General features: G+C 55.0%; 11 protein-coding genes. 6 read left to right on the forward strand and 5 right to left on the reverse strand.

The annotated features are described in order from the left end of the window. Window positions 1–142: 142 nt before the first annotated feature. Window positions 143–1,123, reverse strand: coding sequence for a hypothetical protein (locus tag V3C40_RS27180; protein ID WP_331779020.1), 981 nt, complete (start codon window positions 1,121–1,123; stop codon window positions 143–145). Between the two features lie 195 nt (window positions 1,124–1,318). On the opposite strand from V3C40_RS27180, the gene V3C40_RS27185 reads away from it, so the two are divergent. Further along, window positions 1,319–1,576, forward strand: coding sequence for a hypothetical protein (locus V3C40_RS27185; RefSeq protein WP_331779021.1), 258 nt, complete (start codon window positions 1,319–1,321; stop codon window positions 1,574–1,576). On the opposite strand, the gene V3C40_RS27190 is transcribed toward V3C40_RS27185, so the two are convergent. Both V3C40_RS27190 and V3C40_RS27195 read right to left on the reverse strand, forming a co-directional pair. Next, on the reverse strand, window positions 1,555–2,616 hold the full coding sequence (locus V3C40_RS27190; RefSeq protein WP_331779022.1) for a GGDEF domain-containing protein: 1,062 nt from the start codon (window positions 2,614–2,616) through the stop codon (window positions 1,555–1,557). The two genes, V3C40_RS27185 and V3C40_RS27190, sit on opposite strands and share 22 nt — an antisense overlap. Window positions 2,617–3,042: 426 nt before the next feature. Continuing rightward, window positions 3,043–4,746 (reverse strand): DNA cytosine methyltransferase, encoded by a 1,704-nt coding sequence (locus tag V3C40_RS27195; RefSeq protein ID WP_080698669.1) that lies wholly within the window; start codon window positions 4,744–4,746, stop codon window positions 3,043–3,045. Here V3C40_RS27195 and V3C40_RS27200 point away from each other — a divergent pair. The 5 genes from V3C40_RS27200 (at window position 4,739) to V3C40_RS27220 (ending at window position 12,993) form a co-directional block, all read left to right on the forward strand. Further along, a complete protein-coding gene (locus V3C40_RS27200) occupies window positions 4,739–5,191 on the forward strand; it encodes a very short patch repair endonuclease (RefSeq protein ID WP_331779023.1) in 453 nt (150 codons plus the stop codon). The two genes, V3C40_RS27195 and V3C40_RS27200, sit on opposite strands and share 8 nt — an antisense overlap. A 556-nt stretch (window positions 5,192–5,747) precedes the next feature. Beyond that, entirely contained in the window at window positions 5,748–7,196 is a 1,449-nt protein-coding gene (locus V3C40_RS27205) for an ATP-binding protein (protein ID WP_034754347.1), read from the forward strand. Next, complete coding sequence (locus V3C40_RS27210) at window positions 7,193–9,928, forward strand: Z1 domain-containing protein (RefSeq protein WP_331779024.1); 2,736 nt, start codon at window positions 7,193–7,195, stop codon at window positions 9,926–9,928. The genes V3C40_RS27205 and V3C40_RS27210 overlap by 4 nt, the downstream gene beginning before the upstream one ends. Continuing rightward, on the forward strand, window positions 9,912–10,892 hold the full coding sequence (locus V3C40_RS27215; RefSeq protein ID WP_161781508.1) for a PD-(D/E)XK motif protein: 981 nt from the start codon (window positions 9,912–9,914) through the stop codon (window positions 10,890–10,892). Before V3C40_RS27210 ends, V3C40_RS27215 begins: the two co-directional genes overlap by 17 nt. After that, the gene (locus V3C40_RS27220) at window positions 10,882–12,993 is read left to right on the forward strand and encodes an AIPR family protein (RefSeq protein WP_051991512.1); all 2,112 of its coding nucleotides are present in this window, start codon (window positions 10,882–10,884) and stop codon (window positions 12,991–12,993) included. The genes V3C40_RS27215 and V3C40_RS27220 overlap by 11 nt, the downstream gene beginning before the upstream one ends. A gap of 224 nt (window positions 12,994–13,217) precedes the next feature. Here V3C40_RS27220 and gyrB read toward each other — a convergent pair whose 3' ends face one another. Together gyrB and dnaN are read right to left on the reverse strand one after the other, a co-directional pair. Beyond that, window positions 13,218–15,716, reverse strand: a complete 2,499-nt coding sequence (gene gyrB, locus V3C40_RS27225; RefSeq protein ID WP_331779025.1) for a DNA topoisomerase (ATP-hydrolyzing) subunit B — start codon at window positions 15,714–15,716, stop codon at window positions 13,218–13,220. 153 nt (window positions 15,717–15,869) lie between these two features. After that, on the reverse strand, window positions 15,870–16,976 hold the full coding sequence (gene dnaN, locus V3C40_RS27230) for a DNA polymerase III subunit beta (RefSeq protein WP_034754341.1): 1,107 nt from the start codon (window positions 16,974–16,976) through the stop codon (window positions 15,870–15,872). Window positions 16,977–17,026: the final 50 nt, after the last annotated feature.

Genomic DNA, 17,026 nt, shown 5'->3' on the forward strand with positions numbered 1-17,026 from the left:
ATGCGACGCAAGCGTGACTGGCTTGAAGGGCAGGGTGGGCAAGGCAGGGACATGGCCGCGCCGCACGGCCGGAAATCATACCGCAAAATGCCAAAATGCCATGTTCTTGTGCGTAATGGCAATGCTTTCCCTGCTCTTGCGCTTATTTTTCCCGCCAGCTGGCCACGGTGACGAGCACGCCATCGTCCTTGTTGGGTTCGCGCAAGGTCACCGTGTAGCGGCCGCTCGTATCGTTGCCCGTAAACACCACCTTGTCGTCATGGCCCTTCACTTGCGCGCCCTTGGCGAGCTTGGCGTAGGTGTTGAGCACCCAGTGGAAATCGGCATAGCTGCGCACGGTGATGTCGGCATCGGGCATGGGCTCGTCACCGGCCTCGGCCGCTTCCGTCGGCGTGCGCATGGGCAAACCGGCCAGGCCCGCCGGTGTGACGATCTTGCCGCCGCTGGAGCTGCTGTTCAATTCCGCATTCGGCAACAGCAGGTGCAGCAAACTGGCGGGAAAGCCGGGCGGCACGTCGCGCGGTTCCCAGCCGGGCTGGCCGGGGCGGGTCGTGATGTATTCCACCGCAGCAATGCTTTGTCGCTGTGCCGGCGCAGCCTGTGCCAGCGTGGTCGGCAACTGCCGTGCCCAGACCAGCAGCGGTGCGGCCATCTCATCCTCCGCGCCCGGTGGCAGGAACACCGTCAGCACGGCGTGCGTGGATGGCAGGCAGGCGGGGGTGGCGTCACCGGTGGCGGCCTGGCAATGGCCGTTGACCAGGCCCAGCGCCAACAGCTTGCGTTGCGGATCGAACAGCATGGCGGCGCGCCGTGCACCGTGTGTGCCGGCATCGATGGAGGCCAGGACCGAGCGCCCGTCGGGCAGCATGGTGCGCGTGATGTCGTCGAATGAATACATGCTGTCGAGCACCTGGCGCGCGATCAGGGTGTTGCCCTGCGTATAGCTGCCGCGCGCATAGCCGAGCAGCTTGAAGACGTCGGCGCGGATCTCCGGATGCGCACTCAGGCGCAGCGGCGGCGATGGCACGGGCACGGTGGCGGCCACGAAGGCGGCATCTTCGGCAGAAATAGTTTCTGCCATGGTGGAAAGCGGCAGGCACAGCGCGGCGCACAGCGTCAGCATGCGTAGAGTGATTTTTCCTGGGGTGTTCAATGGCCATCCTTGTCGAGACGCCATGCCGGACCGGTTGCCGGCATGCGCGGGCCGCGATCTTAGCATTTCAGGAATAAATCTCTTTCTGCCAAGCTTGGCTATTGAATCACTGCCCCCATTGCCATGGCCCAGATCTCGTGTGTCGGCGCGGCCAGGAAATTGCGCATGGGAGAGAAGGGCTGCTTCTATACCAGTTCGTTGTACCGAGAAGACCACGCCAAGGTGAGCCGTTTGATTCGCCCCATGCTGGCATTCTTCGAGAGCAAGGACATTCCCTTGACCATCCTCAAGATCGGCGCCCAGGACAGCTGGTACGAGGTGGGCCCCGCGCAGTGCGATCCCTGGAAGATTTCCCCGCAAGCTTTGCTGGTGCTGCTCGACGCGACTTCGGACGGCGGTGTTCAGGCAGCGTTGAGCACGTAGCGGTTCTTGCCGCTTTTCTTGGCCTGGTACAAGGATTCATCGGCGCGCCGGTAGCTGTGCGACAAGTCCGCTTCCTTGAGCAGCTCTGCGACGCCGATGCTGACGGACACCTTGCGTTCCGGCACGAAAGCCGCCTCGACGCTGTCGACCAGCTGTGCTGCAAAGGCGCAGGCCGCGTTCTTTTCGCCCAGGTAGATGACGGCAAACTCCTCGCCACCGAGGCGCCCGCACAGGTGCTCGCCAGACAGTTTGGCGATCACGTCGGCGATCTTTTTCAGCACCTCGTCGCCCACGTCATGGCCGTACACGTCGTTGATCTGCTTGAAGTCGTCAATGTCGATCATCAGGAAATAGGCAGGCGTGCGCGCCGTGCGCTGCAGGGCGCGGGCGCCTTGCGTAAACATGCGGCGATTGTTGAGCCCGGTCAAACCATCCTTGTAAGCCATCGTCGCCAGGTCGCGCTGGGCACGGTAGTTGTGGATGCGCAAGACGAGAAAATAGATATTCAGCGCCAGGCCGATGATGACGCTGATGGTGACGGCCAGCACGGGCCAGTGCTGGTCTGCCTGGCCCGCATGCACGGGAAACTGCCCCAGCCCCAGAATGGCCCACACGCATAGCGATACGCCCAGGTAATACGCGATGCCGCTGAAAATGGGCGCCGTCGTCAGGGTGATCATCACGCCCAGCGGCAACACCCAGAAAGCGGGGTCTTCCGTGCCCAGCATCAGCACGCGAAAGCCGAACGCGATGAACAGCACGCTGATGGTGCCGCTGGCGATAATCGCCTGCAAGGACTTCGCATACACGGTCAGCAGCAGCCCGCCCAGCATGCCCGTCACGCCCAGCGCCGCCTGCGCATGATCGAACGAGGCGCGCGGCAAGGTCAGGCTGAACGTGACCAGCCAGCAAGCGAGGCCAAACGTCAGGATGGCTATCGAAATGAAATGCAGTTCCTTGAAAAAGCGCTGCTGCTGCTCCCGTTCTCCTGAAAAGAACAGGTAATAGAAGGCAGGAGACAGACTGCGCGAAGTGAACATTCCATTTGTCCAGGCAGACAACACGCCTTGCGGCAGGGGCGCCTCCCGGCAACGGCAGGCGGCATGGCGCGCGTACAAAATTAGTTGCGCTCAGGAACTAGTGTACTGGTTTCTTGGGGGGAAGGGACTGACTGTACTGTCCAATACGAAAATTTTGTTGTTGGGCAACAAGGTTAAAATCTGCTGGTGATACATTCAGAGCTTTTACTAGGTGCTTTTAGTTGAAATAAATCTTGGGGTATCAATGACGCTATAAAACTAGAAGGCTGCACTTCGGAAGCATGGCGTATACGTAGTAACGCCATGCTTGATTGCTTGGAGCTACTTTAGCTCGAAATGCAGACTATCAGAATCATGCCATCAGATGCTTTCCCGATTCTTGAACCTGCCACAATCAGCTGGATAACTCATCAAGTTCACTGGTGATCAAGCATCTGCTTCCTGCCGAGTACCCTGTTCCCATATATCCTGTTGCACAGGGGGGGAGACGCCAGCATCGGCGCCTCTCAACAAAGCATAAACGATATCTCCAATTTTTTTTGCAAGAAGGGGAGGGACAGCATTTCCTACCTGATGGAACTGTTCGGTTCTATTCCCCTGAAAAAAATAGTTGTCCGGGAAGGTTTGCAGCCTTGCTGCTTCCCGCACCGTCAGACTGCGACACTGCGTTGGATCGTAATGGATGAAATAGTGACCATCCTTGGAAATGTGGCTAGTAACCGTCGTGGCTGGCCGCCCGCGCAACTGGACACGGAAGCGATCAGAGAACTTGCCCGTTTCCCAATTATCATGGTTAGGTCTCAATCCCTGCAGTGAGAATTCGACGTGTCCCTTCGGCGACCAGCCAAACGCGTCGGCAAATGCCGCCGCGTACGCATAGCGCCGCAGATCGGTGCGCATGTGTCCTCGGGCATCATGGTTTAACCATACAGCAAGTTGCGGGTCGTGATACCAGCCATCGAGTAGTTTAAGACTCTCCATATCCTGTTTTAGGATACCAAGCTGCTTGTTACCCGTACCGAGTCCCCGTTTGATCGAAACGGATGCTTCCTTGAGTACCTCCTGCAGCCCGATATGCCCGTATCCTTCCTCGACTTCACGTGCCATTTCGCTGAAGTGGTTTGCTACTACGTCTCCCCAACCCTCATCCGAATCGGGCTCTTTGCTCAGCCGGCTACGTAGCTTGGGAAGAGATCCAATAACTTGCTCAACGGTAACCTCACCCGCTTTCTCGATCTGCCTCGGAGTACCCAAGTCAATGCCTTCGCGCACGCCGATGAGAATCACACGGTGACGTGCCTGTGGTATGCCATGCTGCTCTGCCTTGATGACGAAATCGTGGACATCGATATTGCGAGGGGCATCCTTGGCGGAGTAGCTGGTTGCACAGGTAAGCGAATGTATGCGGTACCCGCTTCCGGAAGCCGGCATTTGCATTGCCTTGTCAGGATCAGAAAGATCTTCGAGGATTGTCTCGAAAATCTTTTTCCCGCCAACAGTTGCTGTGAGAATGCCCTTTACGTTCTCCATTACGAATACTGCGGGACGGTATTTCTGAATAATCCGCAGGTACTCCTTGTAGAGGAAATGGCGGTGATCCTCTTCCGCACGGTACTCGACCTTGCCGCGGTTGCGAGCCCGCCCCACGAGCGAGTATGCCTGACATGGGGGGCCGCCGATCAGCACCCATGGAGTATCTGGACCAAGCTCATGGGCGGAAATTCTCCGGTCCAGCTCATCGTTGTCATGAGGCTTTCCCAATTCCAGTTGCCGCGCTTCTTCGCCTGCCTCCAACCACGCGTCATGGTTGGCGTTGTCGTACGGACATTCCGACTCACCATTGCAGAACCGGTAATAAGATTCAAGGGAATTTCCACCTCGACGTTTGAGTAGACGATAGAAAGCCCTCAGACGTAGTGTACTGTGCGCAGAGGAACTCATTTCTGCCGATACAATTATTCTGAAAGGGTCACTTTCTACTGACGAAAATCCCTCACCAAGACCTCCTGGGCCAGCAAAAAGGTCTACGATGGGAATATTTCCCGTAAAACTGGATTTCTGTTTGATGAGCAACTTTGCCTTAGATAAAAAACTCGTATAGACACATAGGATACCAGGAAAAATGGACATAGTCGATTCAGCCACCCGGTCGAGAATGATGTCTGGGATTCAGTCGAAAAATACGAAACCTGAAATGGTTGTACGACGATATCTTCATGCGCTGGGCTTCCGCTACCGGTTGCACGCTCGCGACCTTCCCGGTTCGCCTGATCTTGTCTTGCCAAAATACCGCGTCGTGATTTTCGTGCATGGATGTTTCTGGCACCAACATGCTGGCTGTCGCTTTGCGACCCAACCTGCATCGAATGTCGAACGATGGAAAACGAAGTTCCAGAGCAACTTGGAGCGGGATGCCAAGAATCTGGCGGCGTTGCAGGCAGCAGGATGGCACGTGTTCGTTGTCTGGGAGTGCGAACTCAAGCGCGAACCGCTGGGCAGACTTCAGTTGCTCGCTCGTGAAATCACGCAGCAAAACATAGATCAGCCCCAAGTCATCAAATTGCATTGCGGCTAATTCGGTCGTTCGCATTACCAAACGTTCCCTCTAGTACGCACTCCCCCCGCTTGCCCAGTCTACGGATATTGTGGTCCGACTGTTGAACTTTCTTGTGCAAAGAGGGGCTACAGAAAAGTCGGCAGCCGAATCATCAGCCAGAAATTTTTGCAAGAGTGGTGACACTCTATAAATATCAAAAAAATAACAAATCTACTTTTGAAGTAAGCTCCGTCGAAATCAGGGAGCGCAATATGAGAATCTGGTGCTTTCCCAGTCGCAGAATAATCTAGAATCATATTATAAATGCACTTGACACGCGCTCTGCGTAACGATACGCACTGCGGCCGCTTGTTGTTACTTTATGAAAGATGTATTCTAGAAAAAGAATTGCGAATGGTTGATTTTTTAGTATATTGAGCTTTATCGTTGCTTTTGTGAAGGTAGAATTCGCGTTGGTCGTGCAAATGTATTTTGCAGCCCATCTCAGAAAGCCTTCCCGACTGGATTCGTTTAAGTATCGTCGCTGTCCTGCGAGCTGGGGCAATGATTAAAACCTTGTCGAGGAAATAATTTTTTGGCCAAGACCCTTGAAGTGCTTCCAGATCCGGTGAGCCTTATTGAATCCATGCGCGCGATTGGATATACCCCCGAAACCGCGTTGGCAGACCTTATCGATAATAGTATTTCCGCAGATGCAACTAGTGTCCATATTGAATATGAAGGCACCGGCGAGCCATTTGTCGCAGTCCTTGATGACGGGCGTGGTATGAGCGCTGCAGACCTCACTAAGGCGATGCGTCACGGTAGCAGCAATCCGGTTGATGCACGCTCGGTGCAGGATCTCGGCCGTTTCGGTCTTGGACTGAAAACGGCTTCCCTATCGCAGTGCCGCCGCCTTACCGTCGTCAGCAAGAAGGGTGGTAAGGTTAATATCCGCTGCTGGGATTTGGACGTAGTTCGTACCGAAAAGCGCTGGGTCGTCGTAATACCCGACTTACGCGAATGTAGGAAGCTGCCGCTTTACGAAGAGTTGCTGGGACAGGAAAGCGGAACGCTGGTGGTCTGGCAGCAGCTGGACCGTTTGATGTCGGGCTCGCTCGACCCTGCAACTGAGATGACGGCGCGTATGGCGAACCTGCATCGACACCTTTCCTTCGTGTTTCACCGCTATACCCGACGAGAGGCTGGTAGCCTTCCTGTAGCCATTGCGATTAATGGACTACCGCTGAAACTGATCGATCCATTTCTGAAGAGTAACAGCTTCACCCAGCCGCTGGAGGGGCAGGACATTAGCGTGAACGGCCAGTCCATTCATGTGCAGCCTTATGTGCTACCGCATATGAGCCATCTGACGCCCAATGAGGCAGAGTGTGCAGGTGGTCGTGAGGGTCTACGCAGCAGCCAAGGGTTTTATGTCTACCGCAACCGTCGGCTGGTTATTTGGGGCACTTGGTTCCGGTTAGTTCCGAAGGAAGAATTTTTCAAGTTGACACGCGTGCAGGTCGACATTCCCAATACGCTTGATCATTTATGGTCGCTGGACATCAAGAAATCTGCAGCCTACCCGCCTGACATTATCCGCAACCGCCTTCGTGAACTGATTCCACACTTCGCCGGTATCAGCAGGAAGACTGTTACTTTTCCTGGGCGCAGGCAGAAGCAACCTCTCGGATTCGAACCCCTTTGGGATCGAATCGAGCCTTCGCCTGGAGCCTTCCGATATGAGATCAATTCGAATAATTCGATCATTCGTAGTCTGACGGACACGCTTGAGGGGCCTGCACAAAAAGCACTGCAACATATCCTCGATCTGGTGGCTGCTGCGCTGCCGCTGGAATCAATCTATTCCGATATGTGTGGTGATCGGAGGACAAAACCAGAAGATAAATATGCGGAGACAGCTACTGTCGCAGCAAGAATTATGGAAATTACCGGATTTCCGATCAAGACCGTGGTCGCCCTCGATCCGGTTGCGCGGTTTCCTCAATATCACGAACAGCTTCTGAAGGAATTTGAACAATGACCAGTTTTTCAATGGACCACGTTGGAATGGCTATGATGTTAATCAATGGGCGGACGCTTACCGACGAACTTCTTCAAGAAGTTCTTGGAAAGCTAGCTCTGCTCGATGCAGGCCTTGGTGAAGATGGTTTGGCGCACGTGCGCAAGAAGTTGGAATCGACAATCGGTATCCGCATGACGGTCGGTGAAGTCGTACGTGAGAGCAGCTTTGCACCTTGGGTTTCCGATGTAAAGGGTAGTATCGAATGGAACTACTGGGATAGCTATAGACGGCTGCTACAGAGCCAAGGCTGGAGTCCGAACGTTGTCCGCGTGCTCGACGAAGACACAGATGGCATTCTGACCGAATGCGGCAACCCCGTTAGAGAGGAGTCATGGGGAATCCGAGGTCTGGTGATGGGTGACGTACAATCCGGTAAAACGGCAAGCTACAGCGGACTTATCGCCAAGGCCGCAGATGCCGGTTACCGTGTAATAGTCCTGTTGACCGGCGTCATCGAGGATCTGCGCAAGCAGACCCAAGAACGGCTCGATTTAGGATTTGTTGGGCGTGACAGCAGCAAGCTTCTCGCCCGCGATCGCGAGAGTAAAGCCATTGGAGCAGGAATCAATAGAAAGCGTTCCGCCAACGTACTAACTTCTGTTGAGCGTGATTTTCTAACCAGTAATGCCCAAGTCCTCAACGGCATTCCCTTGGCAAACATCAGCGAGCCAATCCTGTTTGTCATGAAAAAAAATAAAGCGCCGTTGGAAAATCTCGTCGCTTGGCTTGACGCACAACTGAAACTGACGGGCCACGCCATCCACGACATGCCGCTGCTTGTTATAGACGACGAAGCAGACAACGCATCGGTTAACGTTCGAAAAGAAGGACAAGAACCAGCGACGATCAACCGTCTCATCCGCGAGGCCATCGGGAAGTTTTCCCGCTCATCTTACGTGGCCTACACCGCGACGCCATTTGCCAATGTTTTCATCAATCCGGATAATGAAACCGATCTTTTTCCATCAAATTTCATTTACAGCCTCAACACGCCATCACATTACATTGGCGCCTCAAGCATCTTCCTCGAAGATGGCAAGTATTATCAACAGCTTCGTGACATCATCGATGCAGAGGATAGTTTCCCGTATGCGCACAAGAAAGAGCATACGGTAGAGGCATTGCCTGAGAGCCTGTACGACGCTGTCCGTGTATTTTTGCTTGCCTGTGCCGTGCGCGATATTCGCGGCGAAGAACTGAAGCACCGCTCGATGCTCGTCAACGTGAGCCGATTTACCGATGTTCAAGGACGTGTATCGGAGAAGATCAATAGCTTTCTCTACACCCTGAAACAGGAGGTTCACCAGTACCTCGCCGGCAGATCGTGGCGCGCCCACCCAGAACTCGTTAGTCTAAAGGCCGCTTGGGACCAAGAATTCCAAAACGTGGAAGTCACTTGGGACCAAATTCGCAAGAACCTTAATGACTCTGTTGCTTCAATCAAAGTTGTAACGATCAATCAGAAATCACCGCCGGAGGAAAAGCTCGATTACTCGACCTATCGCGATACCGAGAAAGGTCGCCGTGTCATTGCGGTAGGGGGGCTTACGTTATCACGGGGAATCACGCTAGAGGGTCTGAGTGTCAGTTATTTCTATCGCAACTCCAAAGCATATGACACGCTTCTGCAGATGGGGCGCTGGTTTGGTTACCGTGCCGGATATGACGATTTGTTCCGTATCTGGATGGATGCCGATACCCAAGAGTGGTATGAACATATCGCTCAAGCGGTCGCGGAACTGCGTACCGATTTCCGGCGCATGAGCGCCAACCGTATGCCTCCATCCCGGTTTGGCATTCGGGTTAAGTCACATCCTGACACGTTGATCGTCACCGCCCAGAACAAGATGCGAAGCGGCCAGGACGTTGTGCATTCTGTGTCATTCAGTGCATTTGGCACCGAAACGGCAAGCATCCTGAGGGCGCCTGCGCTGAACGCAGAGAACGTCCGGCTAGTCGAAAAATTTATGCTTGAACAGGGGGCTGCCGACATAGCTGGCAACCGTTATGTCTGGACCGGAATTGACAGAAGCCGGATCGCTACTTTCCTTTCAGCGCTCAATATCAGCAACATGAATACGGAGTTTATTCCGGACTCGCAGGATGGGATACGTCCATTGGTGGGCTTTATTCAAGGTAACCCGTTCGCAATGCTCGACAACTGGGACGTTTGCATTCCACAAGGTTTAGGTGACATTGTGGAACGGGTGACGGTGATGCTCGCCGACGGCAGTTCCGGCACCGTGCGTTGCCGCCAACGGCAGTTCGAGAAAGTGCCAAAAGGAGTTCCATACCTCCGGCTGAACAAGCAGAGGGTCGGCGACACAAGCGACGAGCTTGTAAAAATGGGTGACATGGAGATCCAGGCTGCCGAACTCGATTGGGAGCAGCAGAACAAGAAAGATCAAAAAACACGCTCGGTGCCGGGACACCAATACCGGAGATTCCGTTTGCATCCTTTACTGACGATTCACTTTATCCAGGCGAAAGAGCCGACTGAAAGGAACCTGAGCACGAGCAGGATGATGAGTGCCTCGGAGATCGGTACGGATCCGATGGTTGCAATCAGCCTCAGTTTCCCGGATTTTGATCCGTTCTCGGAAGGAAAGAAAGTTGTATATAGGCTTAACCAGGTCGCGCTGCGGGACCTGTTCGGAGATGATGCAGGAGAAGATGATGACGAAGATTGAGGATATATGGAAGGCGATCCGTTATGAGGCTATCACCAGCCCGCCGAATGACAATGGCTGGAAACTGGTCAGGCTTGATCCGGATCATCCCTTCGATATCTATGCTGCCATCGATGTAAACGGGCTTGCGATGCTCGCCATCGGCACAAGTGCACTGCCCCCATCGATCGATGGTGATACCGGCGCTCTAGACTATATACGTTTTCAGCGTTCCGGAGGTCGCTGGCTGATGGGTTTGCGGCTGGCAGGCCAAGGGCTCGAAGGCGTGTTCGGCCGATTGTGCCAAGACTTGGCTGACGCGGCTGCGGAGGTTGCTACTGAAACGGCCCTTGTCGCTCTGTTTCGGGAGCGCCTTATGCTTTGGAAGCGACTATTTCAAGACGGTGGAAACGGCCTGCTGCAAAAATTCCAAATCAAAGGTTTGATAGGCGAGTTAATCGCACTGGAAGAGTTTATCCGACTCCGCCCTGACGAGCCATTGCTATCCTTATTTGCTTGGACAGGTCCTGGAGGCACAAGTCAGGATTTCTTGTTTTCCGATCATGCGGTCGAGGTAAAGGCAGTATCTGCCAACGCAGTAGCAGTCAGCATTTCGTCCGTCGAACAGTTGGATTGTCTATTGCCACTGGTACTTCGGACGTGTGTGCTGCGGGAGGCCTCGAGCGAGGAAGCCGGTGCTCTCACATTACCTCTGCTTGCGACGCGCATTGAGCAACTTCTGGCGGTTGCTCCCGGCGGCGCTGCAGTGTTCCGGGAAAAGTTGCTAAAGGCAGGCTATGTGGAAAACGAATATTACCGAAGCATAGCCTACTCCATACTCGAGACGCGGCTTTATACTGTGGGTCCTGCCTTTCCCCGAATTATTCCGGTCAACCTGCCGGTCGGGATTCCTGAAGTTAGTTATTCCATCCTGTTCTCCGCGCTCGAGAAATTCAGGGTACTGGAGACTCAAGATGCAGCCTGAGGACTTTCTTGGCGAACTGAGGCAGATGGTGGCACGACGAAGCGCAGCTAGGCATCTCGTCGATACCTTGGCTTTCGTACATGAGGTAGCCGACAGACTCGCAGAGGACCCCGTGTTCGGTGAATTCCGGTCTGCAGAATATCAGTCGCCCGGAACAAAGAACAGGACACTGAAACTGCATGGTTTTACACCGATCGACGAATCTGACGGCACCGTCGGTATTGTCATCGGGAAATGGGAGGATATCGCAGCGCCGCAGACGCTCGGAAGCGCCGCGGTCGATCAGCTTTCTGCATGGGTGGAAAATTTTGTTCGTGAGGCCGTCGAAAACAGCCTGCATGAGAGCATTGCCCATGCAAATGACGCCTATGATCTGGCGCTCCAGCTTAATAGCGAAGTGCACCGGATTAACCGCATCCGCATCCATATTTTTAGCAACCTCTCACTGAGCAGTCGTTTCAAGGAAGACGCTCGAGACGATATTTCAGGAATTCCCGTAGAACGCCACATCTGGGATCTAAACCGCTTGACCGCGTTGTATGAGTCCGGACGTGAACGAGAAGCAGTAAGGATCGAGCTTGAAGAGGCTGGAGGCACAGCAATCCCGTGCCTTGAGGCTGCCAGTAGCGGTGATATCTGCTCCTATCTATGTGTCGTAAAAGGAGATCAACTAGCCGACATGTTCGAACGCTACGGAGGCCGTCTTCTTGAAGGCAATGTACGTGCTTTTCTTGGAATGAAAGGTGGAGTCAACAAGGGCATTCGCGCCACGATTCAAGATGAGCCAGGGCTATTCTTCGCTTATAACAATGGCATCGCTGCGACTGCATCGGATGTAACTGTTGAGTCGCGCAATGGTCAGCTAATGATCACAGGATTGACGGACCTGCAGATCGTAAATGGAGGCCAGACTACGGCTAGCATACTTAGTGCCCGCAAGAAAGACCATCTTAGCCTCGCAGGCGTGTCGGTGCCGATGAAGCTCACGCGAGTACTTCCTGATAGGGCGCAGGAGTTGATTCCAAGCATTGCCGAGTTCGCTAACACGCAAAACAAGGTGGCGGCAGCGGACTTCTTCTCAAATCATCCTTTCCATAGGAAGATGGAGGAAATTTCGCGCCGGCTGCTTACGCCCGCACGTGCCGGTCAGCGTATTCAGAGCAAATGGTTCTACGAACGGGCCCGCGGTCAGTACCAGAATGGTAAGCTTTATCTCGACAAATCTAAGAAAGCGGTGTTCGAGCGGGAGTATCCTGCAGAACAACTTATAAGCAAAACAGATTTGGCCAAGTACTCCCATACGTGGGATACAAAACCACACTGGGTAAGTCTGGGCGCGCAGAAGAACTTCACGAAGTTCGCGGGCGCATTCTCAAGCGAAAGTGCGGAAATCTCCGAGTCCGAGCATTGGGAACGTCTTAGTCCTCGCTATGGTGAATCTTTCTTCCGTAACATGGCAGCGGTGTCTCTCGTCTGGAAGAAAATGGAAGAAACGGTAGATGCAGGCCGAGGCTTATGGTATGAAGGCGGATATCGAGTCAATATTGTTACTTACACAGTTGCAAAACTTTTTCACGACATCAGGAATATGCGTGAAGAGCTCGATCTTGAACGTATATGGAATAGCCAAGATGCTGGATTGGAAGTTGCTGCAAGGCTGGAAGAAATTGCTCCGCTGGTGCAGAACACCTTGCTTTCACCACCAAATGGGGTCAGGAACATCGGTGAATGGTGCAAGCGCGCGGAGTGTTGGGATGCCATCGCTGCACTGAAAGTCCCTTACGTCAGTACCGTTCGCGGCATCGCTATCTCTAAAGACTTCTATGAGGAAAAGAAAGTAGATGGCAGAAAGCAGGGCCAAGTCGACGACGCTATTGACCTGCAGAGCAAGCTGCTGCACTTGGCTGAATCAGGCTACTGGACTTCTCTTTATTCTTGGTCACAAGGTGGCGCGCACCTGTCACCGGCTGATCGTGCACTCGTCCTAAAGGCAAGTACTCTTCAGGGATTCATGAAAATCGCACTGCAGAAAGATTGGAAACGGCTGGCTGCAATCAAGAAAACTGCCGAGGGCGAGGGCTTTCGTCAAGCAGCAGGTTAGCCCGGGGGGCAGATTACCTCGGGGCAAGCATGCTGCTGTAGTACAGCTTGCATAGCTCTTTGCGGAGCTCGGACTGCTATGGAGATGATTGAACGAGCAGCTAAGACGTTTCCATCAGAACTGTCGCATTTTGATTGTAGCGGCTTAGTTTGGATGTCATCATGCCATTCAATATGATAAAAAAAGGCGACACATAGTGTCGCCCGATATATCAAGAATACTGCTTAAACGTCAATATTCCCCGCCCTCAGCGCATTGTTTTCGATGAAGGCGCGGCGTGGTTCCACGTCGTCGCCCATCAGCGTCGTGAAGATTTGATCCGCGGCAATCGCGTCTTCGATCTGCACCTTCAACAAACGGCGTACGGTTGGGTCCATCGTTGTTTCCCACAGCTGGTCCGGGTTCATTTCGCCCAGACCTTTGTAGCGCTGTTTCGAAACCGTGCGTTCGGCTTCGTCGCGCAGCCATTGCATGGCCTGGTGGAAGTCGACCACGGCGATTTCCTTCATGCGCTCGCCTTCGCCGCGGCGGACAAACGCGCCTTCGCCGATCAAGCCTTCGAAGGTGACGGCGCCGCTGCTCAGCACGGCGTAGTCCGGACCTTGCACGAAGTCGGCGTCGATGGCGGTGACTTTGACGTTGCCGTGGTACATGCGCTCGATGTGCAGCTTGTGCTTTTCCGACAAGTCATCGGAACGCACGTGCACGCGCACGGCGCTGTCGTTGATGGCCGTCTGCAGGGCCAGGGCGGAGGTTTCCGCCAAGTCCAGGGTCGACAGGTCCAGCTGCACGCCCGTCATGATGGCCGTCAGGGCGGCACGGTCGATGACGCGCGTCAGACGGGTCATGATGGTGTTCGACAGGTTGAACTTGCGCACCAGTTCCGTCAGGGTCTCGCCGGAAATGCCTTCGGCGCCTTCGCGCGGCACCAGCACGGCCGTGTTCAGCGCCACGGTCATCATGTAGCTCGCTTCCTCGGCGTCATCTTTCAGATAGCGCTCGTCGCGGCCGGCTTTCACCTTGTACAGCGGCGGTTGCGCGATGTAGATGTGGCCGCGCTCGACCAGTTGCGGCATCTGGCGGTAGAACAGGGTCAGCAGCAGGGTGCGGATGTGGGCGCCGTCGACGTCCGCATCGGTCATGATGATGATGCGGTGGTAGCGCAGTTTCTCGACGTTGAATTCGTCCGGTCCGATCGAGGTGCCGAGGGTGGCGATCAGGGTGGTGATCTGCTCCGACGACAGCATTTTCTCGAAACGGGCTTTTTCCACGTTCAGCACTTTACCGCGCAGCGGCAGGATCGCCTGGAACTTGCGGTCGCGCCCCTGTTTTGCCGAGCCACCTGCCGAGTCACCCTCGACGATGTACAGTTCGCACAGGGCGGGATCTTTTTCCTGGCAGTCGGCCAGCTTGGCCGACAGGCCCAGGCCGTCCATGATGCCTTTGCGGCGGGTCAGGTCGCGGGCCTTGCGGGCGGCTTCGCGCGCACGTGCCGCTTCGACGATCTTGCCGCAAATGATCTTGGCGTCGTTCGGTTTTTCTTGCAGGTAATCAGCCAGGGTCTTGGCAACGATCTCTTCCACCGGGCCGCGCACTTCGCTCGATACCAGCTTGTCTTTCGTCTGCGACGAGAATTTCGGTTCCGGCACTTTGACCGACAGCACGCAGGTCAGGCCTTCGCGCATGTCGTCGCCGTTGATTTCCACTTTCGCCTTTTTGGCGAACTCGTGTTCATCGATGTATTTGTTGATCACGCGCGTCATCGCCGCGCGCAGGCCCGTCAAGTGGGTGCCGCCGTCGCGTTGCGGGATGTTGTTCGTGAAGCACAGCACCTGTTCATTGTAGGCATCGTTCCACTGCATCGACACGTCGACCGAGATGTTCGTGTTCTGGTCCGACATGCGCTCGCCCGTGGCCTGGAAAATGGTCGGGTGCAAGACCGACTTGGCCTTGTTGATGTATTCGACGAAGCCGCGGGTGCCGCCTTCGAAGGCGAACACTTCTTCCTTGCCTGTGCGCTGGTCGGACAACTTGATGTTGACGCCATTGTTCAGGAAGGACAATTCGCGGATGCGCTTGGCCAGGATTTCGTAGTGGAATTCCACGTGCGTGAAAATCTCTTCGTCAGCCCAGAAATGCACGTCGGTGCCGCGCTTGTCCGTTTCGCCGATGACACGGATCGGGGAGGTGGCGATGTCGCCGACCATGACGATCTGGCGGTCTTGCGGCACGCCGCGCACGAATTCCATGTGATGCACTTTGCCATCGCGGCGGATGGTCAGTTTCAGCAGTTTCGACAGGCCATTCACGCAGGACACGCCCACGCCGTGCAAACCGCCCGAGACTTTGTACGAGTTCTGGTCGAACTTGCCGCCCGCGTGCAATTCGGTCATGACGATTTCCGCCGCCGAACGCTTCGGATCGTGCTTGTCGTCCATTTTCAGGCCGGTCGGCACGCCGCGGCCATTGTCGGTGATCGAGATCGAATTGTCGCTGTGGATGGTGACGTGGATTTCCGTGCAGTGGCCGGCCAGCGATTCATCGATGGAGTTGTCCAGCACTTCGAATACCAGATGGTGCAAGCCGGTGCCGTCCGAGGTGTCGCCAATGTACATGCCCGGGCGTTTGCGTACGGCTTCCAGGCCTTCCAGGATCTGGATGGAGGAGGCGCCGTATTCTTCCGTTTTGGCCTGGATCGGGGTGTCTTGTGGATTCTCGGACATGGACTGCTTTCTCAAATAACGATTGCTGATTGATTCGGGGCTGCTGGCTGATGACCGTAGGTCGGGTTAGCCGGAACGGCGTAACCCGACAGACGGCGATTCAGCAGGTCGGATTACGCTGCGCTAATCCGACCTACGTCACTGCTGTGGTCTTTAGATGCGCATCGGCATGACGACATACTTGAAGTCGGCATTGTCGGGGATGGAGATCAGGGCGGACGAGTTCGAATCACCGAGCGCGATGTTGACGTATTCGCATTTCAGGTTGTTCAGCACGTCCAGCAGATACGTCACGTTGAAGCCGATGTCGACGGAGTCGCCGCCGTAGTCGATTTCCAGCTCTTCGACGGCTTCTTCCTGGTCCGCATTGGTCGAGCTGATCTTCATGCTGCCCGGGGTGATGATGCAGCGCACGCCCTTGAACTTGTCGCTGGTCATGATGGCGGCACGTTGCAGCGAGCGCAGCAATTCATCGCGGCCGATGGTGAAGTCGTTTTTGTAGCCTTTTGGAATCACGCGCGTGTAGTCGGGGAACTTGCCTTCCACCAGCTTCGAGATCAGCTCGATGTCGGCAAAGGTCAGTTTCACCTGGTTGGCGGCGATGTCCAGCTGGACCGGCTCATCGTTCTCTTCCAGCAGACGCTGCAGTTCGATGATGGTCTTGCGCGGAATAATCACTTCCTGGCGCGCAAACGTCTGCTCGGTGGCGACCTGGCAAAACGCCAGACGGTGGCCGTCGGTAGCCACGGCGATCACATTATTGCCATCCAGAACCAGCAACAAGCCGTTCAGGTAGTAGCGGATGTCTTGCTGCGCCATCGAGAAATGCACCATGTTGAACAGGTGTTTCAGCGTTTTTTGGGGCAGGGTGACGGAGGCGTTGTAGCTTTCCGCCTGTTGCACGGTCGGGAACTCTTCCGCCGCCAGGGTTTGCAGGGCGAAACGCGACTTGCCCGTTTGCACGGTCAGGCGCTTGTTCAGCAGGGTCATCGTGACGTCGCCCGACTCGGGCAGGGCGCGCAGGATGTCCAGCAGCTTGCGCGCGGCCACGGTGGTGCCGGTGACGTCCGCGCCGGAGCCGATTTCCGCGTGCGTGGTGATCTGCACTTCGGTGTCGGTCGACAGGAAGGAGACATTTTCACCGTCTTTGCGGATGAGGATATTGGCCAGAATCGGCATAGTGTGCCGACGCTCGACAATACCGCTCACGATCTGCAGTGGCCGGAGAAGGGTATCTCGGGTGGTTTTGACCAATTGCATATTTATCCTCAATGTATAGGTTGAACAGTACGACGTTTAACGTATTAATT

The sequence above is a fragment of the Janthinobacterium sp. LS2A genome, assembly GCF_036543145.1.
Classification (GTDB): domain Bacteria; phylum Pseudomonadota; class Gammaproteobacteria; order Burkholderiales; family Burkholderiaceae_D; genus Janthinobacterium; species Janthinobacterium aestuarii.

What these genes read in the sequence shown, in the direction of transcription:
- V3C40_RS27180 (WP_331779020.1), bottom strand. Translation starts at nt 1,123, where the DNA reads ATGCTGACGCTGTGCGCCGCGCTGTGCCTGCCGCTTTCCACCATGGCA.
- V3C40_RS27185 (WP_331779021.1), top strand. Translation starts at nt 1,319, where the DNA reads ATGGGAGAGAAGGGCTGCTTCTATACCAGTTCGTTGTACCGAGAAGAC.
- V3C40_RS27190 (WP_331779022.1), bottom strand. Translation starts at nt 2,616, where the DNA reads ATGTTCACTTCGCGCAGTCTGTCTCCTGCCTTCTATTACCTGTTCTTT.
- V3C40_RS27200 (WP_331779023.1), top strand. Translation starts at nt 4,739, where the DNA reads ATGGACATAGTCGATTCAGCCACCCGGTCGAGAATGATGTCTGGGATT.
- V3C40_RS27195 (WP_080698669.1), bottom strand. Translation starts at nt 4,746, where the DNA reads ATGTCCATTTTTCCTGGTATCCTATGTGTCTATACGAGTTTTTTATCT.
- V3C40_RS27210 (WP_331779024.1), top strand. Translation starts at nt 7,193, where the DNA reads ATGACCAGTTTTTCAATGGACCACGTTGGAATGGCTATGATGTTAATC.
- V3C40_RS27215 (WP_161781508.1), top strand. Translation starts at nt 9,912, where the DNA reads ATGATGACGAAGATTGAGGATATATGGAAGGCGATCCGTTATGAGGCT.
- V3C40_RS27220 (WP_051991512.1), top strand. Translation starts at nt 10,882, where the DNA reads ATGCAGCCTGAGGACTTTCTTGGCGAACTGAGGCAGATGGTGGCACGA.
- gyrB (WP_331779025.1), bottom strand. Translation starts at nt 15,716, where the DNA reads ATGTCCGAGAATCCACAAGACACCCCGATCCAGGCCAAAACGGAAGAA.
- dnaN (WP_034754341.1), bottom strand. Translation starts at nt 16,976, where the DNA reads ATGCAATTGGTCAAAACCACCCGAGATACCCTTCTCCGGCCACTGCAG.